Origin of the sequence: Pseudothioclava arenosa (assembly GCF_002358085.1) — a bacterium.
Taxonomy (GTDB): Bacteria; Pseudomonadota; Alphaproteobacteria; order Rhodobacterales; family Rhodobacteraceae; genus Pseudothioclava; species Pseudothioclava arenosa.
The window spans coordinates 117,221-142,472 of the sequence record NZ_NTJD01000005.1 but is presented as its reverse complement, the minus strand read 5'-3'; the positions used below and the strand labels follow the sequence as shown (position 1 = coordinate 142,472).

At 65.0% G+C, this 25,252-nt stretch carries 21 protein-coding genes; 14 read left to right on the top strand and 7 right to left on the bottom strand.

The genetic code is table 11. The features are described from left to right. Nucleotides 1-15: 15 nt before the first annotated feature. The 9 genes from tsaE (at nucleotide 16) to CLN94_RS08345 (ending at nucleotide 11,976) form a co-directional block, all read left to right on the top strand. Entirely contained in the window at nucleotides 16-492 is a 477-nt protein-coding gene (gene tsaE, locus CLN94_RS08385) for a tRNA (adenosine(37)-N6)-threonylcarbamoyltransferase complex ATPase subunit type 1 TsaE (RefSeq protein ID WP_096433123.1), read from the top strand. Next, complete coding sequence (locus CLN94_RS08380; RefSeq protein ID WP_096433121.1) at nucleotides 489-1,490, top strand: aminoglycoside phosphotransferase family protein; 1,002 nt, start codon at nucleotides 489-491, stop codon at nucleotides 1,488-1,490. The genes tsaE and CLN94_RS08380 overlap by 4 nt, the downstream gene beginning before the upstream one ends. Further along, complete coding sequence (locus tag CLN94_RS08375) at nucleotides 1,466-2,146, top strand: nucleotidyltransferase family protein (RefSeq protein WP_096433119.1); 681 nt, start codon at nucleotides 1,466-1,468, stop codon at nucleotides 2,144-2,146. Before CLN94_RS08380 ends, CLN94_RS08375 begins: the two co-directional genes overlap by 25 nt. Nucleotides 2,147-2,150: 4 nt before the next feature. Next, the gene (gene addB / locus CLN94_RS08370) at nucleotides 2,151-5,081 is read left to right on the top strand and encodes a double-strand break repair protein AddB (protein WP_096433117.1); all 2,931 of its coding nucleotides are present in this window, start codon (nucleotides 2,151-2,153) and stop codon (nucleotides 5,079-5,081) included. Next, nucleotides 5,078-8,464, top strand: coding sequence for a double-strand break repair helicase AddA (addA, locus tag CLN94_RS08365; RefSeq protein WP_096433115.1), 3,387 nt, complete (start codon nucleotides 5,078-5,080; stop codon nucleotides 8,462-8,464). The genes addB and addA overlap by 4 nt, the downstream gene beginning before the upstream one ends. Nucleotides 8,465-8,518: 54 nt before the next feature. After that, nucleotides 8,519-8,839 carry a thioredoxin gene (gene trxA, locus CLN94_RS08360; RefSeq protein ID WP_096433113.1) on the top strand — a complete coding sequence of 107 codons (321 nt, stop codon included), beginning with the start codon at nucleotides 8,519-8,521 and terminating at the stop codon, nucleotides 8,837-8,839. Nucleotides 8,840-8,973: 134 nt separating this feature from the next. Next, on the top strand, nucleotides 8,974-9,531 hold the full coding sequence (gene hslV / locus CLN94_RS08355) for an ATP-dependent protease subunit HslV (protein ID WP_096433111.1): 558 nt from the start codon (nucleotides 8,974-8,976) through the stop codon (nucleotides 9,529-9,531). After that, nucleotides 9,528-10,829, top strand: a complete 1,302-nt coding sequence (hslU, locus tag CLN94_RS08350; protein WP_096433109.1) for an ATP-dependent protease ATPase subunit HslU — start codon at nucleotides 9,528-9,530, stop codon at nucleotides 10,827-10,829. Before hslV ends, hslU begins: the two co-directional genes overlap by 4 nt. A gap of 61 nt (nucleotides 10,830-10,890) precedes the next feature. After that, a complete protein-coding gene (locus CLN94_RS08345; protein ID WP_179300274.1) occupies nucleotides 10,891-11,976 on the top strand; it encodes an alpha/beta hydrolase in 1,086 nt (361 codons plus the stop codon). Here CLN94_RS08345 and CLN94_RS08340 read toward each other — a convergent pair. From CLN94_RS08340 to CLN94_RS08330, 3 genes are read right to left on the bottom strand one after another with little or no spacing between them, the layout of a single operon-like run. Beyond that, a complete protein-coding gene (locus tag CLN94_RS08340) occupies nucleotides 11,973-12,575 on the bottom strand; it encodes a Smr/MutS family protein (RefSeq protein ID WP_096433105.1) in 603 nt (200 codons plus the stop codon). The two genes, CLN94_RS08345 and CLN94_RS08340, sit on opposite strands and share 4 nt — an antisense overlap. Beyond that, nucleotides 12,572-13,459, bottom strand: coding sequence for a murein transglycosylase A (gene mltA, locus CLN94_RS08335; protein ID WP_096433103.1), 888 nt, complete (start codon nucleotides 13,457-13,459; stop codon nucleotides 12,572-12,574). The genes CLN94_RS08340 and mltA overlap by 4 nt, the downstream gene beginning before the upstream one ends. 4 nt (nucleotides 13,460-13,463) lie before the next feature. Continuing rightward, entirely contained in the window at nucleotides 13,464-14,123 is a 660-nt protein-coding gene (locus tag CLN94_RS08330) for a Tim44/TimA family putative adaptor protein (protein WP_096433100.1), read from the bottom strand. 114 nt (nucleotides 14,124-14,237) lie between these two features. Between CLN94_RS08330 and CLN94_RS08325 the strand changes: the two genes are divergently transcribed. The 5 genes from CLN94_RS08325 to CLN94_RS08305 all read left to right on the top strand — a co-directional run bounded on the left by CLN94_RS08325 (nucleotide 14,238) and on the right by CLN94_RS08305 (nucleotide 21,392). Beyond that, complete coding sequence (locus CLN94_RS08325; protein ID WP_096433098.1) at nucleotides 14,238-14,744, top strand: FxsA family protein; 507 nt, start codon at nucleotides 14,238-14,240, stop codon at nucleotides 14,742-14,744. Between the two features lie 52 nt (nucleotides 14,745-14,796). Beyond that, entirely contained in the window at nucleotides 14,797-15,294 is a 498-nt protein-coding gene (gene secB, locus CLN94_RS08320) for a protein-export chaperone SecB (protein ID WP_096433096.1), read from the top strand. 107 nt (nucleotides 15,295-15,401) lie between these two features. Continuing rightward, entirely contained in the window at nucleotides 15,402-15,929 is a 528-nt protein-coding gene (gene idi, locus CLN94_RS08315; RefSeq protein WP_096433094.1) for an isopentenyl-diphosphate Delta-isomerase, read from the top strand. Nucleotides 15,930-16,038: 109 nt separating this feature from the next. Beyond that, a complete protein-coding gene (locus CLN94_RS08310) occupies nucleotides 16,039-17,838 on the top strand; it encodes an autotransporter assembly complex protein TamA (RefSeq protein WP_245845158.1) in 1,800 nt (599 codons plus the stop codon). Continuing rightward, a complete protein-coding gene (locus CLN94_RS08305; RefSeq protein WP_096433090.1) occupies nucleotides 17,838-21,392 on the top strand; it encodes a translocation/assembly module TamB domain-containing protein in 3,555 nt (1,184 codons plus the stop codon). Before CLN94_RS08310 ends, CLN94_RS08305 begins: the two co-directional genes overlap by 1 nt. Here CLN94_RS08305 and CLN94_RS08300 read toward each other — a convergent pair. From CLN94_RS08300 to CLN94_RS08285, 4 genes are read right to left on the bottom strand one after another with little or no spacing between them, the layout of a single operon-like run. Further along, nucleotides 21,386-22,213 (bottom strand): YihY/virulence factor BrkB family protein, encoded by an 828-nt coding sequence (locus CLN94_RS08300; RefSeq protein WP_179300273.1) that lies wholly within the window; start codon nucleotides 22,211-22,213, stop codon nucleotides 21,386-21,388. The genes CLN94_RS08305 and CLN94_RS08300 overlap by 7 nt on opposite strands. A gap of 60 nt (nucleotides 22,214-22,273) precedes the next feature. Beyond that, complete coding sequence (locus CLN94_RS08295) at nucleotides 22,274-22,972, bottom strand: ABC transporter ATP-binding protein (protein WP_096433086.1); 699 nt, start codon at nucleotides 22,970-22,972, stop codon at nucleotides 22,274-22,276. Nucleotide 22,973: 1 nt separating this feature from the next. Next, nucleotides 22,974-24,107 carry an ABC transporter permease gene (locus CLN94_RS08290; protein ID WP_096433084.1) on the bottom strand — a complete coding sequence of 378 codons (1,134 nt, stop codon included), beginning with the start codon at nucleotides 24,105-24,107 and terminating at the stop codon, nucleotides 22,974-22,976. Continuing rightward, entirely contained in the window at nucleotides 24,104-25,252 is a 1,149-nt protein-coding gene (locus CLN94_RS08285; RefSeq protein WP_096433082.1) for an efflux RND transporter periplasmic adaptor subunit, read from the bottom strand. Before CLN94_RS08285 ends, CLN94_RS08290 begins: the two co-directional genes overlap by 4 nt.

Here is a 25,252-nt window from a genome sequence, read left to right as displayed (position 1 = left end):
GGTAAAACTGCACCCATGCCGCGGGTTATTTGCCACCTCGATCTCGCCGATGCCGACGCCACCGCGCGTCTGGGTCAGGCCTTTGCCGACCGCCTCGATGCGGGTGATGTTCTGCTGCTCGATGGCCAGATCGGCGCGGGCAAGACCCATTTCGCCCGCGCGCTGATCGCCGCGCGGCTGGCACGGCTGGGCAGGCACGAAGACATCCCCTCGCCGACCTTCACGCTGGTGCAGACCTATGACGCCGATGTCGAGATCTGGCACGCTGATCTTTACCGCCTGACGCACCCGGACGAGGTGATCGAGCTGGGACTGGACGAGGCGTTTGAAACCGCGATCTGCCTTGTCGAATGGCCCGACCGGCTGGCCGAACTCGTGCCGGAGGGGGCGCTGCGCCTGTCCTTCTCGCTGGCTGCGGGGGGCGCGTCGCGCGTTGTCGAGATTTCCGGGGGCCCGGACTGGGACCCGCGCCTTGCCGGGATTTGCCCATGACGGCGCGGGCGGATGAAATCGACCGGTTCCTGACGGACGCAGGCTGGGGATCGGCGTCGCGCGCGGCGCTGACCGGCGACGCCTCGACGCGCCGCTATCAGCGCCTGCGCCGGGGCGAGGACGCCGCGATCCTGATGGATGCGCCGCCCGGCGGAGACACGCCCCGCTTCGTTGAGATTGCGGAATGGTTGCTGACGCAGGGCTATTCGGCACCCCGCCTTTTCGCCCAAGATGCTCTGCGCGGGCTCTTGTTGCTCGAAGACCTTGGCGACGGTCTGATCGCGCGGCTGGTCGCCGCGCACCCCGATCGCGAGGCACCGCTTTACCGGGCAATCACCGAGTTTCTTCTGGCCCTGCACCGTCATCCCGCGCCGAGCAATCTTGAACGTCTTGATGGCCCCCGGCTGGGCGAGATGGTGACGATCACCGCCGAGTGGTATCCCTGTCGCTCGCCCGAGACCGCCGCGCAACTTCCCGCGCTGATCCGGCAGGTCTACGAGGCGTATGCGCGCGAAGACCTCGTGATGTGCCTGCGTGATTTCCACGCCGAGAATATCATCTGGTTGCCCGAACGGGCGGGCGTGGCGCGGCTGGGGCTTCTGGATTTTCAGGACGCTGTCGCGGCGCACCCGGCCTATGATCTGGTTTCGGCGCTGCAAGATGCCCGGAGGGAGGTTTCCCGCGAGGTCGAGCATGCCGAAATTCGACACTATTCCAGCCAAATCGGGATCGAACAGGGTCGATTTGAGGCGATTTATGCGCTGCTCGGGCTGCAGCGCTCCTTGCGGATCCTCGGGGTGTTTGCGCGGCTCTGCAAGGCGGGTGGCAAGCCGCAGTATGTCAGTCTTTTGCCGCGCAGCTGGGCCTATATTCAGCGTAACCTCGAACACCCGGCGCTGGCGGATCTGCGTGCGCCGATGGCGGCGGCTTACCCGGCGCCGGACGATGAACTCCTGCAAAAGCTGAGGGCCGAATGCGGACAACACCCGAGGCCTTGATGCTCTTCGCGGCCGGTTTCGGCACGCGGATGGGCGAGCTGACGCGCAATCGGCCGAAGCCGCTGGTGGAAGTGGCGGGGCGCCCGCTGCTTGACCACGCGCTGGATCTGGTGCGGGCGGCGGGTATGGGGCGCATCGTCGCCAATACGCACTATCTTGGCGCGCAGATCGAGGAGCATTTGGCGGGCAGCGAGGTTCTGATTTCCGACGAAAGCGATGAGATCCTTGAAACGGGTGGTGGGTTGCGAAAGGCGCTGCCCTTGCTGGGCGCCGGCCCGGTGTTCACGCTCAATACCGATGCGATCTGGACGGGCCCGAACGTGATCCAGACCCTCCGCGCCGCATGGGACCCGAACCGGATGGACGCTCTGCTCGCGCTGATTCCGCCGGGAAACGCCGTCGGCCATCGCGGCTCGGGCGATTTTTCCTGCGATCCGGAGGGGCGGCTTTCGCGCGGCCCGGGTCATGTCTATTCCGGCGCACAAATCGTGAATCCGGCTGGAATAGAGACGATTCCGGGCAAATCATTCTCGCTGAACCTGCTGTGGGATCGGATGATTTCCCAGGGGCGCCTGTTTGGCGTGGTGCATTCGGGCGGTTGGTGTGATGTCGGTCGGCCCGAAAGCATTCCGCTGGCCGAAGCGATGATGGGATGAGGGTATGACGCGCGCCACGCTTTTTGCCCTGCCGCCCGGCGTCGACTTTGCCGCTGAACTCGTGCGCGGGCTGATTGACCGCTACCGGGATCGCCCGCCCGAAGAGCTGGCACGGTTGCGCCTTTACCTCAACGCGGGCCGGATGAAGCGGCGCGTGCAAGAGGAGTTCGATGCGCAGGGCGCGTTGCTCCTGCCGCGAATCGGTCTGGTGACCGATCTGGGCCGCGCGCCGGTGCCCGGGCTTGCACCGGCGATCCCCGGATTGCGCCGGCGTCTCGAACTGGCGCAACTGGTCGAGCAATTCGTTGAGCGGCTTCCGGGTTTCGAGGCGGGCGCGGACGTGTTTGGCCTCTCGGACAGTCTGGCGCGGCTGATGGCCGAAATGCAGACCGAAGGTGTCTCGGTTACGGCGCTTGAGGGGCTGAATGTCGATGAAACGCATGCCGAACACTGGCGCGCCAGCCTCGAATTCATCCGCATCGTCGGCCGGTTCTTCGAGGATAGCGCCGAGCTTGACGCTGAGGCGCGCCAACGGCGGGTGATCGAAGCATTGGTGGCGAATTGGAGCGTCGCACCGCCGCGCGATCCGATCCTGATCGCGGGTTCGACGGGCTCACGCGGGGCCACGCGGCAGATCATGGAAGCCGCCGCGCGTCTTGCGAACGGGGCCGTTGTGTTGCCCGGTTTCGATTTCGAGATGCCTCCCGAGGTCTGGAATAGTCTCGACTTCAGCGAAATCCCGCTCGAAGACCACCCGCAATATCGCTTTCTGGCGCTGTGCCGGTCGCTTGGTCTTCAGCCTGCCGAAGTGCAGCGCTGGACCGAGGCGCCAGTACCATGTGCCGCGCGCAACCGGGTGACCTCGCTGGCGTTGCGGCCCGCGCCTGTGACCGATCAATGGATGAGCGAGGGGCAGGGGCTCGGTGACCTGCGTTCCGCGATGCGTGATGTGTCTCTGGTCGAGGCGGCGTCACCCCGGCAAGAGGCGCTGTCGATCGCGCTGATCATGCGAAATGCGCTGGAACAGGGTCGAAAAGTGGCACTGATCTCGCCCGACCGGATGCTGACGCGGCGGGTGTCGGTTGCGCTGGATCGCTGGGGCATTCGCCCGGATGACAGCGCCGGGGAGCCGCTGCATCAGACGGCGCCGGGGCGGCTGTTACGCCATGTTGCGCAGGCGATGGGCCGGCGGCCCACGCTGGAGACCCTGCTGATCCTGCTCAAACATCCGCTGGTCGCGACCGGATCGACGATGCGCGGGGATCACCTGCGCCTGACCCGCGAGCTGGAGCTGACCTTGCGGCGCAAAGGCTGCGCCTTTCCTGACGCGGATGCCGTGCGGAATTGGGCTGCCCGTGACCCCAGTGAGCGAGAGCTTTGGGCGGAATGGATTACGACGTTTTTGGCCGAAATAGAGCCTGATCTGGCTCTCGGTCTGGCAGGGTTTGTCGCGCGTCTTCTGCGTATTGTCGAAGGCTTGGCCGCAGGGCCGGGTGGGAGTGCTGGTGCGAGCGAACTTTGGCTCGAAGAGGGGGGCGCCGAGGCGCGTCTGGTGATGGAGGGGCTGTCGCGCGAGGCTGGCGCCGCTGGCGATATTGCGCGCCCGGATCACGCGGAACTCGTCGCGCGTCTCCTGCAGGCCGGGACGGTGCGCCACGGTCGCATGACTCATCCGCAGGCCGCGATTTGGGGGACGCTTGAGGCGCGGACGCAGGATGCGGACCTTGTGATCCTGGGCGGCTTGAATGAAGGTGTCTGGCCCTCTGCGCCCGAACCGGACCCTTGGCTGAGCCGCCGGATGCGGCTTGAATCGGGTCTATTATTGCCTGAAAGGCAAATCGGCCTCGCCGCGCATGACTTCGAGCAGGCGATTGCCGCGCCCGAAGTCGTCCTGACCCGCGCGCGCCGCGACGATGAGGCCGAAACCGTGCCGTCGCGCTGGCTGAACCGTTTGCTGAACCTGATCGGTGGCTTGCCGGGGCAGAACGGCGATAAGGCGCTAGAAGAAATGCGCACCCGCGGGGCGCAATGGATCGCACTGGCCGAGCGTCTGGATGTGCCGGCGAAATCGACGCAGCCCGAGCCGCGCCCCTCGCCCAGGCCGCCGCCCGAGGTGCGCCCGCGCGAACTACCGGTGACTGCGATCAAGACGTTGATCCGGGACCCCTACGCGATTTATGCGCAACGGATCCTGAGGCTGCGCAAGCTCGATCCGGTGCGGCCTGCGCCGGATGCACGCCTGCGCGGACAGGCTTTGCACCTGATCGTCGAAAAGTTCATTAGAACGCGCCCCGAGGACGAAACACCCGAGGCGGCTCAGGCGCGCTTGCTTGCGTTGGCTGACGAGGTGTTGGAGGCCGAGGTGCCTTTCCCCGGCGCGCGGCGCCTCTGGCGCGCGCGCGTCGCCGCCATGGCGCGCGGCTTCGTCCAGGGTGAAGCCGAGAGAAGCGCCGCCGGGACACCGGTCATTATCGAACAAAAAGGCTCTGTTTCACTGCAAAACGTTGCTTTTGTGCTGACGGCAAAGCCCGACCGGATCGACCTTCTGGAGGACGGATCGATCCATATTTATGACTATAAGTCCGGGCAGCTACCGACCGATAAGCAGGTGCTCAGCTACGACAAACAGCTGCTCCTTGAGGCCGCGATCGCCGAGCGTGGCGGGTTTGAGATGATCGGGCCGCGGCACACCAGCGCCATGACCTATGTCGGCCTGAGCCGGGACGCCAAGGTGCGCCAGATCTCTGTCAAAGAGGAAACCATTGCGCAGGTCTGGGAAAAACTGGGCAAGTTGATCGCGGCTTATCTTTCGGCCGATCAGGGTTACACGGCGCGGCGCGCGATGCTGAAATCCGATGACATCAGCGATTACGATCACCTCTCGCGCTTTGGTGAGTGGGATTTGTCGGAACCGGGCGGGGAGGACAAGGCATGAGCCAATCGGACACCGCCAGCCAGCGCCAGATGCGCGCCGCCTCGCCCGAAAGCTCGGTCTGGCTGTCGGCCAATGCGGGCTCGGGCAAGACCAAGGTGCTGACCGATCGCGTTGCGCGACTTCTGATGCAGGGCACCGAGCCGCAAAAGATCCTGTGCCTGACCTACACCAAAGCCGCCGCCGCCGAGATGCAGAACCGCCTGCTGAAGCGTTTGGGCGAATGGGCGATGCTGCCAGAGGCCGATCTACGCAAGGCTTTGGCCGAATTGGGCATCGATTCCGCCATATCAGAGCCTGATCTGGCCGAGGCGCGGCGCCTTTTTGCCAAGGCGATCGAGGCGCCGGGTGGCCTCAAGATCCAGACGATTCACTCGTTCTGTTCGTCTCTGTTGCGGCGTTTTCCGCTTGAGGCGGGCGTTCCGCATGGCTTTGCCGAGATGGATGAGCGCGCGACGGATCTATTGGCGCAGGATCTCCTGGAAGAGATCGCCTCGGGGCCGCAGGCGGGGCTCCTGGATGACCTGCTGCGCCATTTCACGAGCGAAGATCTGAGCGGGCTGCTGAAGGATATCATTGGCAATCGCACGGGCTTTCCGGCCGATCTGACCCGCGAAGACCTTATGGCGGTTTTCGATCTGCCGCCGGGCCTGACGCCGGAGGCGTTGCTTTACGATGTGCTGACCGATCAGGACATCGAGATGCTGCAAGGCCTTGTGCCGTTCATGCGCAAGGGTAGCGTGACTGACGTGACGAACGCGGACATCTTTGCGGCGATCGGGGAGGCGACGATTGAGGCGCTGACGGTGCTTGAAGGGCGGCTTTTGACTGGGGCGGGCCCATCGAAAGCAGGGCCATTTTCTGCCAAGATAGGGTCTATTCCGACAAAACCGACGCAGAAACTGCTGCCCGCCGGAACGCTCGATGACCTCAACGACCTGATGGAGCGCGTGGCCGAGGCACGCCCCCTGCGGCTGGGCCTGGCCGCCGTCGAACGTAACCTGTCTTTCCATCGCTTCGCGCGTGCCTTCCTCGATCTTTATGCGCAGCGCAAGCGGCTGCGCGGCCTGCTCGATTTCGATGACCTGATCGAGCGCGCGGGCTACCTTTTGTCGACGCCGTCGGTGGCGCAATGGGTGCTGTTCCGGCTCGATGGCGGGATCGACCACATCCTTGTGGATGAGGCGCAAGATACCAGCCCTGGGCAGTGGCGCGTGATCGAGCGGCTGGCCGACGAATTCACCAGTGGCGAATCGGCCCGGGCGATGCCCCGGACGATCTTTGTGGTGGGCGATCGCAAGCAGTCGATCTATTCCTTCCAAGGGGCCGATTTGCGCCATTTTGAGGCGGTAGAGAGCCACTTTTCTGAGAAATTCATGGCGATTCAGCGCCCCCTGCGGAGCGAGGCGCTACTGCATTCCTTCCGCTCGTCGCCCGCGATCCTGCGGGCAGTGGATCGGGTGTTCGAGAGCAGCGCCAATGCCGGGCTTGGCGGCAAGCCCGAGCATATCGCCTTCTTCGAGCACCCGGGGCGTGTCGATATCTGGCCCGCGATCGAGGCCGCGCCAGCCGAAGAGGATTCCGATTGGGAGTTGCCGATCGACCTGCAAAACAAGCGCCAGCACAATCCGACGCTGGCGCAGGCGATTGCCGAGGAAATCGCCGGGATTATTGCCGCCGGCACACAGATCCCGTCAAAAGATGGGGCGCGGCGCGTTCACGAAGGGGATTTCCTGATCCTCGTGCAACGTCGCAGCGAGCTGTTCCATGAGGTGATCCGCGCCTGCAAGGCCAAGGGGCTCGCGATTGCGGGGGCGGATCGGCTGAAGCTTGGTGCCGAGCTGGCGGTAAAGGATATCCGCTCGGTCCTGGCGTTTCTGGCCACCCCCGAAGACGATCTGGCGCTGGCCGAGGCGCTGCGTTCGCCGCTGTTCGGCCTGAGTGAGCAGGCGCTTTATGATCTCGCGCAGCCGCGAAAGGGCTATCTTTGGGAGGCGTTGCGCCATGCCTCGGATCAGGCCGAGACGCGCGAAATCTTGCAGGATTTGCGCAATAACGCGGATTTTCTGCGCCCCTTCGAGCTGATCGAGCGACTTTTGACCCATCACGGTGGGCGCGAAAAGCTGCTGGCGCGGCTTGGCCCCGAGGCCGAGGACGGCATCGACGAGTTGCTGGCGCAGGCGCTGGCGTTCGAGCGTAACGAGGTGCCCTCGCTGACCGGCTTCCTTGGCTGGTTGTCGGCCGACGAGGTGCAGGTCAAGCGCCAGATCGAGTCGGCGGGCAAGGCGATCCGGGTGATGACGGTGCATGGCTCGAAGGGTCTTGAAGCGCCGATCGTGATCTTGCCCGAAACCATGGTGCGCAAGAATGACCTGCGCGATCTGATCCTTGAGATGGCAAACGGTGTCGCGGTGCTGCGCCAACCGCAGGATTCGGCGCCCCTGTCGATGGCGGAACAGATCGCGCTGGCTAAGGCCGCGCGCGACGAAGAGCGGATGCGGCTCTTGTATGTCGCGATGACGCGGGCCGAGCACTGGCTGATCGTTGCCGGTGCGGGCAAACTCGGCGAGGGGGAAGACAGCTGGTATTCGTTGGTCAAGGAAGCGATGGGTTCTGCTGATTTAGAGCCTGTTTTGCCTTATTCAGAGACGCTTTCCGGCTTCGGGCAGATTGAACGCTTTGCGTCGGGCAAATGGCCGGCGCCCACCGCTGGGCCTGCCAAGGATAGCGCAACAGAGGAAGCTCCGCTGCCATCCTGGTTCGCGCAAAAGCTGCCCGCGCCGGAGCGGCCCACGCGGGCGCTGTCGCCCTCGGATCTGGGTGGCGCCAAAGCCCTGCCCGGCGAAGCGAACCAGCTCGATACCGAGGCTGCGATGCGACGCGGCACGATGCTGCATCTCTTGCTGGAGCACCTGCCGGAGTTGCCCGCGGCCGAGTGGCGCGATCAGGCGATTTCTCTGCTGTCAGATCCCGAATATGGGACGGATTTGGCCGAAATAGAGACTATTTTGGCCGAGGCGACGCGTGTTTTGCAGAGCGATGCGATGCAGCCTTTCCTTGTTCCCGGCTCCCTGGCCGAGGTCGAGGTGACGGCCGAATTGCCCGAGCTGGGCGGGCAGCGCATTCACGGCACGATCGACCGGCTTGTGGTTGAGCCCGATCTGGTGCGCGTGCTGGATTACAAATCCAACGCCACCGTGCCCGCCCGCCCCGAGGATGTGCCCCTTGGTATCGTGCGCCAGATGGCGGCCTATCGCTCTGCCCTGCGGCAGATTTATCCGGGCCGGACAATCACCTGCAGCATCCTCTGGACGGCGGATGCCAGTGCGATGCTGCTCAGCGAGGCACAACTAGATGCGGCACTATGCACAGACACCGCATCTTGACGCACCAAGGGGGGCGCCCTAGGTTCCTTCCCTAGCTGTCCTTAGGAGATAATCATGGCCACCGTCGCTGTCACCGATGCCACTTTCGACGAGGAAGTGCGCAAGTCGTCCATCCCCGTCGTCGTCGATTTCTGGGCCGAATGGTGTGGCCCCTGCCGTATGATCGGCCCGTCGCTCGAAGAACTCGCCACCGAGTTCGAGGGCAAGGTCAAGATCGTGAAGGTCAACGTTGACGAAAACCCGGAAAGCCCGGCCGTTCTTGGCGTTCGCGGCATCCCGGCGCTGTTCCTGTTCAAGGATGGCGAGGTCGTCTCGAACAAGGTTGGTGCCGCCCCCAAGGCCGCGCTGCAAAGCTGGATCGAATCCGCGATCTGATTGCTTTGACAGACCCATCGAAAAGGCGCCTCTCGGGGCGCCTTTTTCGTTTCGGGGCGCCGGAAACGGGGCGCGGGGTTGTGGCAGGGCGCGGTGGGCTCCATATAGTCCGCAAAGGCGGAGGTAGTTGCACGATGGCAGACGATAAATTCCCCGGTTGGCACGGCACGACGATCATCGGCGTGCGTAAGGGCGGCCGCGTCGTGGTGGTGGGCGATGGGCAGGTCAGCCTGGGTCAGACCGTGATCAAGGGCACCGCGCGCAAGGTGCGCCGCCTCAATCCGGGCGGTCATGAGGTGGTCGCGGGCTTTGCCGGCTCGACCGCGGATGCCTTCACTCTGCTCGAACGGCTTGAGAAGAAACTTGAGGCCGCGCCCGGGCAACTGGCCCGCGCCAGCGTCGAGCTGGCCAAGGACTGGCGCACCGACAAATACCTGCGCAACCTTGAGGCCATGCTCATCGTGACTGACGGCGCCGATCTTTTCGTGATTACCGGTGCGGGCGATGTGCTCGAGCCCGAACACAACATCGCCGCCATCGGTTCGGGCGGCAATTTCGCCCTCGCCGCCGCGCGCGGGCTGATCGAGACCGACCTCGATGCCGAAGAGGTCGCCCGCAAGGCGATGGCGATCGCGGCCGATATCTGTGTCTATACCAACGGAAATCTGACGGTGGAGAGCATCTCGAAATGACCAACCTCACCCCGCGCGAGATCGTCTCGGAACTCGACCGCTTCATCATCGGCCAGAAGGACGCCAAGCGCGCCGTGGCCGTGGCGCTGCGCAACCGCTGGCGGCGCAAGCAGCTGCCCGACGCGCTGCGCGACGAGGTTTACCCCAAGAATATCCTGATGATCGGCCCGACCGGCGTCGGCAAGACCGAAATCTCGCGCCGTCTGGCCAAGCTCGCCAAGGCGCCCTTCATCAAGGTCGAGGCGACGAAATTCACCGAAGTGGGCTATGTCGGGCGCGATGTCGAACAGATCATCCGCGACCTGACCGATGCCGCCATGATCGAAACCCGCGAACGGATGCGCGAGGCGGTGAAGGCGCGCGCCCATCGTGCTGCCGAAGACCGTGTCGTCGAGGCGATCGCCGGGTCGGATGCGCGCGAAGCCACGCGCGAGATGTTCCGCGCCAAGCTCAAGGCGGGCGAGCTTGATGACAAGGTGATCGAGGTTGAGGTTGCCGAGCCGTCCGGCCCCGGCCCGATGGCGGGCATGGGTGGTCCGGGCATGGAGATGCAGATCCAGGGCCTCGAAGAGCTGTTCAAGGCCTTTGGCGGGCGCAAGAGCCGCCGCAAGATGACCGTGGCCGAAAGCTACGAGGTGCTGATCTCGGAAGAGGCCGACAAGCTTTTGGATGACGAGGCGGTGAAGGCCGCGGCGCTTGAGGCTGTGCAGGAATCTGGCATCGTCTTCATCGACGAGATCGACAAGGTCGCCGCTCGCGCCGAAACGCGTGGCGCCGATGTCTCGCGCGAAGGCGTGCAGCGCGATCTCCTGCCGCTGATCGAGGGCACGACGGTCTCGACGAAATATGGGCCGGTGAAAACCGACCATATCCTGTTCATCGCCTCGGGGGCGTTCCACATCGCGAAGCCGTCGGACCTTTTGCCCGAACTGCAGGGCCGCCTGCCGATCCGGGTCGAGCTGCAGGCGCTGACCGAAGAGGATTTCGCCCGCATCCTGACCGAGACCGACAACGCGCTGACCCTGCAATACAGGGCGCTGATGGAGACCGAGGATGTCGCCGTCACCTTCACCGAAGACGGGATCGCGGCGCTCGCGCGGATCGCGGCCGAGGTGAACCGCTCGGTCGAGAATATCGGCGCGCGCAGGCTCTATACCGTGCTGGAACGCGTGTTCGAGGAGCTGTCCTTCACCGCGCCGGACCGTTTCGGCGAGAGCGTGACGGTGAACGCGGGCTATGTCGAGGAGCGCCTGGGCGAGTTGTCGAAATCCGCCGACCTGAGCCGCTACGTGCTTTAGCGCGGCGCTGGAACCGGGCGCCGGATTTGCTATGCTCGAAGCACCAAAAAGGGGGCTCCCGGTGCTTCGGCGAATCTGTCTTGTCGCGATCCTGACGCTGGCCGCCTGCGCACCGCGCGGCGAATTGGCGATGCTTGATGGCCCCGCGGCGGAGACCCGCGAGGTGTTCGTCGGCACGACCCGCGGCCCTGATCGGATCACTGGCGCCGAGTATGGCGACAGCCGCAGTGAGAAACTACATCTCTTGCGGTTCAAGATCGCGGTGCCGCCGGAACGCGAGACGGGCGATATCGCCTATCCGACGATCCACAGCAAACCCGACCCCAAGCACGATTTCCTGCTGGCCGAGCGCCAAAGCTACGCGGCGCGCGGGGCGTTCGATGCCGATCTGTCGACGGCCTTGGCGCGTAACGGGAACGAAGCGATCGTCTTCGTTCATGGCTACAACGTGAACTTCGCCGAGGGGCTCTATCGCGTGGCGCAATTGGGCGAGGATTTCGCGCTGCCCGGCGTGCTCGTGCATTACTCCTGGCCCTCGCAGGCGCATGTGATGGGCTATGCCTATGACCGCGATTCCGCGCTGTTCGCGCGCGACGGGTTCGAAGAGCTGCTGCAAAGCCTGCAGCGGGCTGGCGCGCGCAAGATCACCATCGTCGCGCATTCGATGGGCTCGGCGCTGACCATGGAAACGCTGCGCCAGATCCGGATCTCGGGGCAGGATGCGTTGATGAACCGGATTTCGGGGGTGGTTCTGGTCTCGCCCGATATCGACATCGACCTGTTCCGCGCGCAGGCACAAAAGGTGCAGCCGCTGCCGCAGCCTTTCATCCTGTTCACCTCGAAAAAGGACATGGCGCTGCGACTTTCGACCCTGATATCGCGTGAAAAGGCTCGATTGGGGTTGGTGGAGGATGTGACGAAGCTGGCCGACCTCAAGCTCACGGTGATCGACACGGCGGCGTTCAACACCGGTGACGGGCATTTCAACATCGGGGAATCGCCGGCGCTGATCAAACTCCTGCAGGCGACGGGGCGCGTCGCGGCGGTGCTGGAGGCCGAGCAGGATGGGCATCAGGATCTGACCTCGGCGATGATCATCACCGTGCAGAACACCACGCATATCATCCTGCGGCCGCTGGGCGGTTAACCCCGGCGGCGCAGATAGACGTAATAGGCGCCCGAGCCGCCATGGCGCAGATGCGCGGGCGTGACCTGCAACACCACCGCGCCAAGCGGCGGCAGTTGCAGCCAATGCGGCACCTGATGGCGCAAGACACCCTGACGCTGCGGGATCGGGCCTTCGTCGAGGCCCATCTTGCCTTTGCCGGTAATCACCAGAACCAGCCGCGCGCCACGCCCTTCGGCGCCCAGGATGAAGCGGGTGAGCGCCGGATGCGCCTGTGCCAGCGTCATCCCGTGCAGGTCGATCCGTGCCTCGGGTTCAAGCTTGCCGCGGGTCATGTTGCGATAGGCCTTGCGGTCCATCTGGATCGGCTGACGCGCGAGCCCCTCGGCGATCGAGGGCGCGAGGTCATGGCGGAACGCGTAATCCGGCGTGGATTGCCCGATACGGAAATCGCGCACGTCAGGGCGCGGTTTCTTGGGTGGCGGAAGGCGGTCGTGCAGGCTCGATTCAGGCTCTGTTTCGCCTGAAATGGGCCTGTCGGGGCGAAGCGCGCGGGTGGTCGAGGCGACCTTGGTCCATAGATCGCGCTCTTCAGGGGATAGCTTGCGGCGACGGCTCATGGGCGCCTCCGCAGCACGATCATGCGTCCGCGTTCATTCAGCGCGCCGGCGGCCCGCCCGGCTTCGGGCCCCGAGCCGAGGAATAGATCACCCCGGCCAAGCCCGCGGATCGCCGAGCCGATATCTTGCGCCACCACCAATCGCGCGCCGATCGAGGGCGCGGCGATCCAGGCCGGGCTGCCCAGCGGCACGATCTCGGGGTCGACGGCCAGACTGCGCCCGGGTGTGACCGAGCGACCCATCGCGCCAATCGGACCGGCCTCTTCGGGCAGGTCGAGTGGGCGGAAGAACACGAAGGACGGGTTGGTATTGAGCAAATCCTGCACCGCCTCGGGGTGATGCGCACACCAGTCGCGGATCACCTCGGGCGTCATCTCGGCGGCGGGGGCGACGCCGCGCGCGACCAGTTCCTTGCCGATTGAGCGATAGGGGTGGCCGTTCTTGCCCGCAAAGCCCAGCCGCAGGCTCGTGCCATCCTCGAGCCGCACCCGGATCGAGCCCTGCACCTGCGCCAGAAACGCCTCGATCGCGCTTTCGAGGTAAACCAGTTCCAGCCCCGCGAGCTTGTCGCCAGCAACGATCTCGGCACGAGTGAACCAGGGCGTTTCAGGCTCTATACCAGCCGGAAATGCATAAAGCGCATGCGCAAACCGGTCCGAGGGGGCTAGTGCGCCGGGGACTTCAGGTTCGTAATAGCCGGTGAAATGGGCCTCAGACGCACAAAGCTCGACGGGCTCGAAATGTGCCTCGAAGAAGTCGCGCGGATCGGCCCCATCCTCGACCGCGATCCCGAACAGATCGGCCGTGACGCGAAACGCCGCCAGAGCGGCGGCGTGATCGTCATTTTCCCAGCCTTCGATTTCTGTCCAGGGCAGGCGGCGCATCGGGTCAGCCGCCCGTTGCGACGAGCTGCCAGTTCGGGTCCGCGCTGCCCATCTTGCGGGCGAAGGTCCAGATGTCGCGCTGTTTGCGCGGCGTTTTCGGGTCGCCTTCGACCACGTTGCCATTGGCATCGCGCGCGACCGAGATCAGTTCGCCGCCGAAGCGCACGGTGATTTCCGCCTCGCCGGTCGCCGGGTCAAGCTCGGCCTCCTGCAGCACAAGCTCGCGCAGTCCGAGGAATTCGGCCTGCACCTCAAGCCCCTGCTCGGTGCGGGCATTAACCGCCGCCTCGAAGGCATCGGCCACATCGGGTGCAAGGAACGGGCGCACCGTGTCGAGCTTGCCGGTCTCGAAGGCCATCACGATCATTTCATAGGCGCCGCGCGCCCCGCTCAGGAACTCCGTCACGTGGAACGAGGGTTCAATGCGCTTCATTGCCGCCAGCGCCCGCGCGGCGTCGGAGCCTTCGGGGACGTTGTCGATGATGTCGTGGTCCTTCTCGCCCTCGATCACCTCAAAGCGCTTGCGGGCGCTGGGTTCGGGTTGATCTTCGGGAACGATGGGCTTTTCGAACCCTTCCCGGGTGCCCAGAACATTCTTGAGCCGCAACACGAGGAAAATCGCAATCGCGGCAAGGACAATCAGCTGGATCACGGCGCTGGACATGCGGCTCCTTTCCCGGAGGCGGTTGGTATTTTGCTAGTCTCCACCTATGTAGGGCAGGGGCAGTTTCAAGTCTACCAGCCCCAAGCAAATGCAAAAGCAGGTGAAAACACGGCAATGTGGTTGTTTCTGGCCTTCGCGCTCGTTCCGTTGATTGAGATCGGGCTGTTCATTCAGGTTGGCGGGCTGATCGGGCTCTGGCCGACCTTGGGGCTTGTGCTGCTGACGGCGGCGGTGGGGATGACGCTGATGCGCTCGCAGGGGGCTGCGGCGATGCAGGACCTGCGCCGCTCGCTCGACGAAATGAGCGATCCGGGCCGGCCGCTGGCGCATGGCGCGATGATCCTGTTTGCCGGCGCGCTTTTGCTGACGCCGGGGTTCTTTACCGACGGGCTGGGGATTGCGCTCCTGATCCCGAAATTCCGCGATCTGGTGCTGAGCTACATTTCCAAACGGGTGAAGGTTCAGAGCTTTTCGATGGGCGGCAGCACGATCCGTGGCGCCGCGCAGGACTGGCCCGAGCAGGATTGGCGCGATCCGCGTGCGCCCGACATCATCGACGCCGAGGAAATCGACGATATTCCGCCCTCGCGGCCTGGAGATTCGGGCTGGACTCGCCATTGAGGCGCGGGGCACGGGGTGCTAAACCCTGCGCAACGAAATTTTGGAGACAGCCATGACCGAAGCGAATAACGGCGCCGCCGCTGCCCAGCCGCAGCTGACCATGAAGATCCTCGCGCAATACGTGCGCGACATGTCCTTCGAGAATGCGGTTGCGCAAAAGGGCCTGCAAGCTGGTGAAGTGCAGCCCGAGATGGCTGTTCAGGTCAGCCTCGATGCGCGCAAGCGCCCTGCCGAGAACCAGTATGAGGTTCTGACCAAGTTCAAGATCACCGCGAACAACAAGGCGACGAACACGCCGCTTTACCTGCTTGAGCTGGATTACGGCGGCATCTTCCACGTCGAAGGCGTGCCGGAAGACCAGATGCACCCCTTCCTGCTGATCGAATGCCCGCGCCAGCTGTTCCCCTTCGTGCGCCGCATCGTGTCGGATGTGACCCGCGACGGCGGTTTCCCGCCCTTCAACCTCGACATGGTGGACTTCGTCGCGCTCTATCGCGCCGAGCTGACCCGCCGCGCCGAGCAGCAGGCGGCCGAGGCCGTCAAGTCCTGATTTCGGCCCCGGGGCGCGTCAAGCTGCCCCAGAGACAAGCTGACCGGATGACAACGCCGCCTCAGGGTATATCCTAGGGCGGCGTTATGCGTTTGGGCCGTGACCATATGAATGACATCATCCCTGCCTGGGTCGAAGGGGAATTGCGCCCCGTCGAGAAACTTGAAGCCCATCGGCTTGGGCTCCGCCACAAGGCGGTGTCGATCTTTGTCGTGGATCGGGACCGGATCCTGATCCAGAAGCGTGCGGGCGGCAAATACCACTCGGGAGGGTTGTGGTCGAACACCTGCTGTACCCATCCGAAATGGGGCGAGCGGGCCGAGGATTGCGCGGTGCGGCGGCTGCGCGAAGAGCTGGGCATTCGCGGGTTGTATCCGGCGCATGCGGACCGGCTTGAATACCGCGCCGAGGTCGATAACGGGCTGATCGAGCACGAGGTCGTCGATGTTTATCTGGCCTATGCCCGCGCCGGCATGACGATCGAGCCCGACCCCGCCGAGGTTTCGGAGATTCGCTGGGTCGGGCTTTATGACCTTGCCGCCGAGGTTCAGCGCCACCCCGAACGCTTTTCAAAATGGCTCGCGATCTATCTGTCGAAGCACATGGACCGGATCTTTGGGGCGATGATCCGCTAGAGCGATCACTTTTTCGCCGATCCCGCGCAGCGGACCGAAAATCACGGCGATGAACACTGGCGTTCCGGGCGCGCGAATGCGATTCTGGCGCCGAACCGGGGGGTGTGTCGTGAGTGTTTCTGCGAAAGCGGTTATGGGGTTGGTGCTGGCACTGGGCAGCGCCTCGGCAGTGATGGCCCTTGACCTGCAGTTTTCCACACCGGGCGCGCCTGACGATTTGCGCGCGGCACTGCGGCAGAACTCGGTCACGGTGACCGCCGCCGACAACCCCGAAACCACCACGCAAGAGCTTTTGGCGGCCGCTCTGGCGGATTATTCGCGCCTTCTCGCGACGCTCTATGATGCGGGCTATTATGGCGGGCGGATTTCGCTGCGGCTGAACGGGCGTGAGGCGGCGACGATTGCGCTTCTGGACGCGCCCGAGACCCTGTCGAGCGTCGAGATTTCGGTCGAGCCGGGTCCGGTTTTCACCTTCGGCAAGGCCGAGCTGGCGCCGCTTGCGAAACACACCAAGCTGCCCGAGGGGTTCCGCCCCGGCGCGGTGGCGCAGGTTTCGGTCATTCAGGAGGCCGTCTCGGCCGGGATCGAGGGCTGGCGGCAGACCGGCCACGCCAAGGCCGCCGTCGGAACGCAGGCGCTGAGCGCCGATCATCGCAAGAGCCTGCTGGATGCCGCGATCACGATCGCGCCCGGTGAACGGCTGCGGTTCGGCCAGATGGAGATGACCGGTTACGAGCGGATGAACCCGCGCCGCCTGGCCAAGATCGCGGGCTTCCCGACCGGCGAGTGGTTCGATCCCGACGATCTGGACGAGGTGCGTCAGCGCCTGCGCCGGACGGGCATCTTCAACGCCGTGTCTTTGGTGGAATCAGACACTGTTTCACCTGAAAACACGCTTGATGCGACGCTGACCGTAGCCGAGGCACCTTTGCGACGGCTCGGTTTTGGCGCAGAACTGGCCAGTTTCGACGGGCTCGATCTGTCGGCCTACTGGCTGCATCGCAACCTTTTTGGCGGCGGCGCGCGGCTGCGCGTGGATGGCGCCATCGAGGGGATCGGCGGGTCAAATGGCGGCATGGATTACAGCCTCGGGGCGCGGATCGACCGGCCCGCAACGCTGGGCGCCGATACCTCCGCCTTTGTCGAGGCCGAGATCTATCGCGCACATGAGGCCGATTACATCAGCACCGGCGCGCGGTTGGGCTTTGGCCTTGAGCATATCTTCAACCCGCGCCTGACGGGGTCGGCTGCGCTGAGCTATGGCTGGCAGGATGTCGAGGATGAGGGCGGCGATACCACGCGCTACAGCAGCCTTGCGCTGCCTGTCGGGCTGATCTGGGATAACCGCGACTCGGTGCTGGATGCGACCTCGGGCTATTTCGGAGAGCTGACCGCGACGCCCTTCGTCGGGTTCAACAATACCGGCACGGGGGCGCAGATCAAGGGCGATTTCCGGGCCTATCGCGCCTTCGGCGACACCAAGCGGCTGACTCTGGCCGGGCGGCTACAATTCGGCAAGGTTTTCGGCTCTGATCTGGCGGAAACGCCGCGTGACTACCTGTTCTTCTCGGGTGGCGGCGGGACGGTGCGCGGCCAGCCCTATCAGTCGCTTGGCGTTGATGTGCTGGATGGCGGAACGCTGCGCACCGGTGGCACCGAATTCCTGGCCTTCTCGACCGAATTGCGCACGCGGATCACGCCGACGATCGGACTCGTGGCCTTTTATGACGCGGGCCACGTGTCGGACCCGGGCGTCGCCAGCGATTTCGAGGATTGGCACGCCGGCGCGGGTCTCGGCCTGCGCTATCTGACCGGGATCGGACCGATCCGGCTCGATATCGCGCAGCCCGTCAGTGGCGATACCGGCGAAGGCACGCAGATCTACATCGGCATAGGGCAGGCTTTCTGATGCGGCGCGGCTTGGCGATCCTTGTTCTGTCTCTCTGGCCGGCGCTTTCTGCCGCGCAGGATGCGCTGACGCCCGAGGTCAGTGCCGAGGAAACGGCGCGGGATCGTTCGTACCTGACCAGTCTGATCGAAGATAACCTCTCCAGCGACACGGTCACGGTCCGGCTTGAGGGGTTCGAGGGCGCGCTGTCCTCGCGCGCGACATTCGACACGCTGACAATTGCCGATGCGGATGGCGTCTGGATCACGATCCGCAAGGGCGCGATGGCCTGGGAGCGCGGCGCGCTCTTGTCGGGGCGGATTCAGATCGGAGAGCTTTCCGCCGATGAAATCGACCTGCCGCGCCTGCCGAATGCCGGATCTGAGGCAGCCAGCCCCGAAGTAAGCCCGTTTTCGCTGCCCGAACTGCCGGTCTCGGTTGAGGTTGGCCGGATTCAGGCCAAGCAGATCAAACTGGGCGCGCCGGTGATCGGGCAGGCGGTGACGGCGTCGCTGTCGGGCTCGATCGCGCTGTCGAATGGCGAAGGGATGATGCGGCTGAAGGCGCTGCGCGCCGATCAGGTCAAGGGCCAGATCTCGATTGATGCGGGATTCGCCAATGCGACGCGGCAGCTCACGCTTGACCTGTTGTTCGATGAGGCCGCGGGCGGGGTTGCCTCGCAACTGCTGGGGCTGCCCGGCGCGCCGGCGATCACGCTGGCCATCGCGGGCGACGCACCGCTTGAAGATTACAAAGCCGATATCGTGCTCTCGACCGATGGGCAGCGGCGGCTGGGCGGTTCCGTGGCGCTGCAGCTTGCCGGCCCGGACACGCCCGGATCGAGCCGTTTTTCGGCCAATCTGGAGGGGAACCTCGCGCCCCTGTTCCCGGCGGAATATCGGCCGTTTTTTGGCGAAACAGTCTCTGTTTTGGCCGAAGGCAAGCGTGCCGCGACGGGCCGGATGGAGCTTTCGGCGCTGGATCTGACGACGAATGCCTTTGATCTGACCGGTCAGGCGGTTCTGAACCCGGGCGGGTTGCCCGAGCGCGCCGATCTGAACCTGCGTATCGCGCTGCCCGATGGCGGGGATGTGCCGCTGCCCTTCGCGGGCGAAGGCACGACCCTGCGTCGCGCGACGCTGCGCTTTGATTACGATGCCGCGGAGGATGAGGCCTGGAACCTCGACGGTCAGGTGATCGGGCTGCAGGGTCCGGTTGTTTCGGCCGTTGCCGCGCGGCTGTCCGGCTCGGGCCGCATTCGCCAGTCGCAAACCATGCCGAGCTTGGGCGGCACCGTCTCGGTGATGCTGGGCGGGGTGCAAAGCCGCGATGCCGCGCTGGCCGAGGCGCTGGGCCCGTTTCTGAGTGGCCATGGTCGGTTCAGCTGGGCCAAGGGCACGCCGTTGCGCCTGTCGGGCTTTTCGCTGACCGGTCAGGGCTATGGGCTGGGGCTTGATGCGCGCGTGATGGACCCGACCGAGGGGCTGCGGATTGAGGGGCTGCTGAAGCCCCGGATCGACGATCTGTCGCGGCTTTCGGCTCTGGCCGGGCGGCCCTTGGCGGGCGCGATCAGCGGCGCGCTTGAGGGGCAGTTCACCGTTCTGACCGGTGCGTTCGACACCGGTTTCGATCTGGTCGCGCAGGATCTGGCGATCGGGCAGGTGCAGGTCGATCCGCTGCTGACCGGTGAGACCCTGCTGACGGGCCGGATGCGGCGCGATCAGGATGGGATCTCGGTGCAGGATCTGGAGCTGAGCGCCGAGGGCCTGCATTTCGCGGGCTCCGGGCATCTGAATTCCGAGCAAAGCTGGATGACGGCGCAGGCACGCCTGCCGGATCTGGCGCGGATGGGCATTGGGTTCGGTGGGCAGGTTGACGGGGATCTGACGTTTGAAGGCGCAGGCCTTGAGGGACAGCTGTCCCTCGATCTGGCGGGCTCGAACCTGAGCGCGCAACAGCCGGAGCTGCACCAGCTGCTAGGCGGTCGCGCGATCGCCAGCCTTGATCTGCAAATCGCGAAGGATCGTGTGGCGATCACGGCGGCGCGGCTTGAGACCACGCAACTCGATGTGCAGGCAAGCGCGGCCGACGGAGAGGGCAGCCGCAAGCTCGCGCTTTCGGGGCGGCTCGTGAACATGGCCGTTCTGGCGCCGAGCTTCCCCGGCCCGGCCACGATCGACGGCACGCTTGCCGATGTCGAGGCCGGCTATCAGCTTGCGTTGGATGGCTCGGGCCCGGGGGGTACGCAGGCGCGCGTTTCGGGTCTGTTACGGCCCGATTTGTCTGGCGGCGACCTGTCGATCTCGGGGCAGAGCCAGTCGGCGTTGCTCAATGCCTTTATCGCGCCGCGCTCGATCAACGGTCCGCTGAGCTTTGATCTGCGCCTTGATGGCCCCTTCGCGGTGTCGTCGCTTTCCGGGCAGGTCGGCTTGAGCCAGGCGGTGGTTGTGGCGCCGAACCTTGGCCTTTCGATGAAGGATCTGGGCGTGGATGTGCAGCTGGCCTCCGGGCAGGCGCAGGTCAATGCTGATGGCGCGATGGAGGCGGGCGGTCGCGTGGCTCTGGGAGGTCGTGTGGCGCTTGCCTCGCCCTATTCGGGCGATCTGCAAATCACCTTCGATCGCGCGCGGTTCCGCGACCCCGAGCTTTACGATTCCCGCGTGAGCGGCGCGGTCGACATCAGCGGCCCCCTGATGGGCGGCGCGCGGATTTCGGGCGCTCTGACCCTTTCCGAGACAGAGCTGCAAGTGCCGTCTTCGGGGCTTGGCGGGGCCAGCGCGATCCCTGAGATCACCCATATTGCCGAGCCCGCCTCGGTGCATGAAACGCGCCGCAAGGCGGGGCTCTTGGCGCAGGCCGAAACGCGCGGTACCGGGGCCGATTTTCCGCTGGATGTGACGATTTCCTCCGAGCGTGCGATCTTTGTGCGGGGCCGTGGGCTTGATGCCGAGTTGGGCGGCGCGCTTTCGGTTACTGGCAGCACGAATAACGTGATCCCGCTGGGCGAGTTCAACCTGATCCGCGGGCGTCTCGACATTCTGGGCAAGCGTTTTGTGCTGGATGAGGGTCGAATTGCGCTTCAGGGCGCGTTGATGCCGTGGATCTCTTTCGCCGCGACGACGAAGCAATCGGACTATGCCACGACGGTTGCCATCGAAGGCCCGGCCAGCGAGCCCGAGATCACCTTCACCTCGGTGCCTGAACTGCCCGAGGAAGAGGTCTTGGCGCGGCTGTTGTTTGACCGGGGCCTGACCAACCTGTCGCCCTTGCAGGCCGCGCAGCTGGCGGCGGCGGTGGCGACGCTCGCGGGCAAGGGCGGTGGTGGCATCATCAACAAGCTGCGCGAAACCACCGGCCTTGATGATCTTGACGTGAGCACCGACGAATCCGGCGCCGCGACGGTGCGTGCGGGGAAATATATCTCGGATAATCTCTATACCGACGTGGCGATCGACAGTCAGGGCAAGACCGAGATCAACCTGAACCTCGATCTGACGCCGAACCTGACGGCGCGCGGCTCGGTGACCGCCGAGGGCGAGACCGGGATCGGGATCTTCTTTGAGAAAGACTACTGAGGGTCGCGCCGCCGCTCGGCCCATTCGGCATTTACGGCCGCGCCGAGCAGGATCGAAAACGCGCTGACATAGAGCCACATCAGGAGCGCGATCACCGCCCCGATCGAGCCGTAAACCTTGTTGTAGGACGCGAAATTCGCGAGGTAGTAGGTCAGGCTCAGCGAGGCGAGGCTCCAGACCAGGGTGGCGACGAGCGAGCCGATCGACAGGATCGGATCGCGCCCGAATTCGGCGTTCGGACCATAGCGATAGAGGATGCCCAGAGCCGTCAGGAGAAGCAGAAGCATCCCGATCCAGGGCAGGCCCGACATCAGCCAGCCACCAAGCGCATGGAACGGCAAGAGATTGATCAGGATCGGTGCCAGAACCACCGTCGCCAATGCGACCAGCATCACGCCCACCAGCGCCAGCGTCATCACTATGCCAATCAGAAAACTGGCCAGCGTCGTGCGGGGCCGGGTGCCGTGGATCACGTTCAGCCCGAGGATCAGCGCCCCCACGCCCGCTCGCGCCGAGAACAGCGCAACCGCGATCGAGACCAGCGTGCTGATGCTGAACGCGCTTTTCGGCATGGCGAGCAACGCGAGGATCTGGCTTTGCACGATCTCGAAGGCCTCGGGGGGCATGAAATCGTCGGCCACCTCAAGATAGGTCGAGATGATCGTGGGGTCGGCGACCGAGCTCCAGATCGCGATCGTCGCGGTCAGGCCGGGAAACAGCGCCAGCATCGCGTAGAACGCGACCCCTGCCGAAATCAGGCTGATATTGCTGATCAGCAAGCGGTTCCAAAGCCCGCTGGCAAAGTGAAAAACCCGATACACGACTGCCCCCTTTGCCCCTTCTTCGCGCATGGGAGGCCCGAAATCAACGGCTTGGGCGGGTCAGGCGCCGGCATCCTCCAGCCGGCCATCGCGCAGATGGATCAGCCGGTCGAAGCGATCAAAGATCTTTTCGTCATGGGTGACGGTGACGATGCAGGCCTCTTGCTCGGCGGCGAGCTTGCGCAACAGGTCCATCACCAGCTGCGCGCGCTTGCTATCCAGCGCGGCGGTCGGCTCATCGGCCAGGATGATCCGCGGGCGGTTCGCCAGCGCGCGGGCAATCGCGACGCGCTGCGCCTCGCCGCCCGACAGATGCGACGGCTTCACCGGCGCGCGATGCCCGACCTCGAGGTAATCCAGCAATTCGCGCGCCCGGGCCTTGCCCACTGCCTGCGATTGCCCGGCCAGATCCAGAACGACCGAGACATTTTCTTCGGCGGTCAGGAAGGGCAAGAGGTTATGCGCCTGAAAAATAAAGCCGATCTTATCGAGCCGCAGCTTGCGCAGATCGCCGCGCAGCCAATGCCCGTCAAACACCGGCTCGCCATCCAGCTCGACGCGCCCGGTCGACGGCGCCACGATGCAGCCGATGATATTGAGCAGCGTCGTCTTGCCCGACCCCGACGGCCCGAGCAGCGCGATCACCTCGCCCGCATGGACCTGCAGGTTCACCTCGCGCAGCGCATCGACGCGGGTTTCTCCCTCGCCGTAATGCTTGGCAACCTGTTGCACGTCGATCAGAAGGTCTCCGATGGCCATCTCAGCCTCCCAATGCGGTGGCCGGATCGACCTTGAGCGCGGCGCGGATTCCCAGCCCCGAGGCGACGAGGCAGACGACGACGATGATCCCGGCCAGAACGGCGGCGTTCATCGGTTCCAGCAGCACGCGGCGGGGGAAGTTGTCTTTCACCAGCAAGATCAGCGTCAGCCCGATCCCCCAGCCCGAGCCACCAAGGATCAGCGCCTGCTGCACGATCAGGCCAAGGATCGTGCGGTCGGGTGCGCCGATCAGCTTGAGCGTGGCGATCTGTTTCAGCTTTTCCATCGTCATCGTGTAGATGATGAGCGCGATCACGACCGCCGAGACGCTCAGCAGGATGCCGAGGAACAGGCCGATCTGGCGCCGTGCACGGTCCACCACCGAGGCCAGAAGCAGGTTTTCCTGATCGGATTGGCTGAGCGCCGAGAGGTGTTTCCACTGCCGGATCGTGGCGGCGACCAACTCGACATCCGCGTCGGGTTCAAGCCGTGCGATTACGGCGGCAACGTTGTTGGCGCTGGGCGGCGTGGCGCCGCGCGCGGCCCGGACCCGCTCGGCCGCGGGGGCGATCTCGGTCTGAAGGGCAATCGCGTCGGCCAACGTCACGAAGATCGCGGGGTCACCGCCCGAATTCATCGCCTCTTCGGTCAGCCCGACGACGGTGAAGCGGTCGCGGCCCAGCCGGATCGTGTCGCCCGGAACAAGCCCCGTCTTGCGGTCGGCGACGGCCTCGAAATGGCTGGTGCCGATCTCGCGGCCCGCAATCAGGTGCGACGGCCCGCCAAGGCGCCCGGTTTCATAGCCGATCACATAAAGCCGCAGCGCCTTGCCCGCGCTCTCGGTTTCCAGCGTCTGATAGGTGATCGCGCCCGAGGCGGCGATGCCGGGCAGGCGCGCCACCGCGTCGCGGGTGTCGGCGGGGATGCTGGAGGCCTCGGCAAAGGGGCCCTGCGTGCCCGCCTCGACGACCCAAAGCTCGGCCTCGGGCGCCTTCACGATCGCCAGCGCATCGGCCACCAGCCCGTTGTAGATCCCGATCATTGCCAGCACGACCGTCATCAGCAGGCCCAGCCCGAAACAGGTCAGCACAAAGCGGAACAGGCTGTGCCGGATATCCTTGAGCGCGAGGTTCATTCGGCCCCCGTTTCGACCCGGACGGCACGGCCGATTTCTACGTTTTTAGGTGGATTAGAGACGATTGCTGCGCCATCCGGCAGGCCATTGACGACCTCGACACGGCCCCGGTCATCGCCTGCGCCAAAGCTCAGGGTCGCCTCGGCCAGCTTGCCGTCCTTCACGATCCAGACGCGGCCGCTTTGGCCATCAAAGCCACGGATCGCGATCTGCGGAACCATCAGCGCCCGGTCGCGCTGGCCGGTCAGCACGCGCACCTCGGCCTGTTCGCCCAGATACATCTCGGTGGGGCAGTCGGTGCAGTGCAGCCAGATCTTGCGCTCTTCGTTCACGCGGTCGCTTTCGAGCCCGATCCGCACGACACGACCCGAGAATGTCTCTTGCGGGTGGGAACGCAGGCGGATTTCGCCGCTTTGCTCCAGCGCGATCTGCCCGGCGCGTTCCTCGTCGATATAGGCCTGAATCCAGATCGAGCCGGGGTCGATCAGCGTGAACACCGTGTCGCCGGATTTGACCGCCGCGCCAGCCTCGGCGTGGCGGGTCACGATGCGCGCGTCATAGGGCGCGCTGAGCGTGTATTTCTGCAAGAGCGCCTGTTCGAGCCGCAGGGATGCGCGGGCGTCCTCAAGCTGCGCCTGAAGCACGGCAACATCCGCGCGCGCAATCGCCAGATCGGCGGTGGCGACATCAAGGTCCCGTTGCGCTTCTTCGGCTTTTTGGGCTGAAATAGTGTCTGTTCTGGCCAATTCCTGCTGCCGACGGTTGGCAGCCTCGGATTGCGCCAGAACCGCCTCGGCGCGTGGGATCGCAGCTTCTGCCTTGGCGCGGGCGGCTTCGGCGGCCAGAACGGCCTGTTCGGCGCGGGCGACACGGGCCTCTTGTTCGGCGGAATGGAGCCGCGCGAGGGCTTGGCCCGCGCTCACCGTGTCGCCTGCATCGGCCAAAAGCGCCTCAAGCGTTCCGGCCAAGTCGAACCCTGCCTTGCTCAACACCCGTGCCTCGACCGTGCCCAGCCCATACAGGCGCAGCGGCACGTCGGTCTCGGGGGCGATGACCGAGACGCTCAGCGGGCGATGGCTAAGTGCAAAGGCCCCCGCCGCAATTCCTGCCCCAAGCAGGGTCGCATAGATCCATTTCCGGCGCAT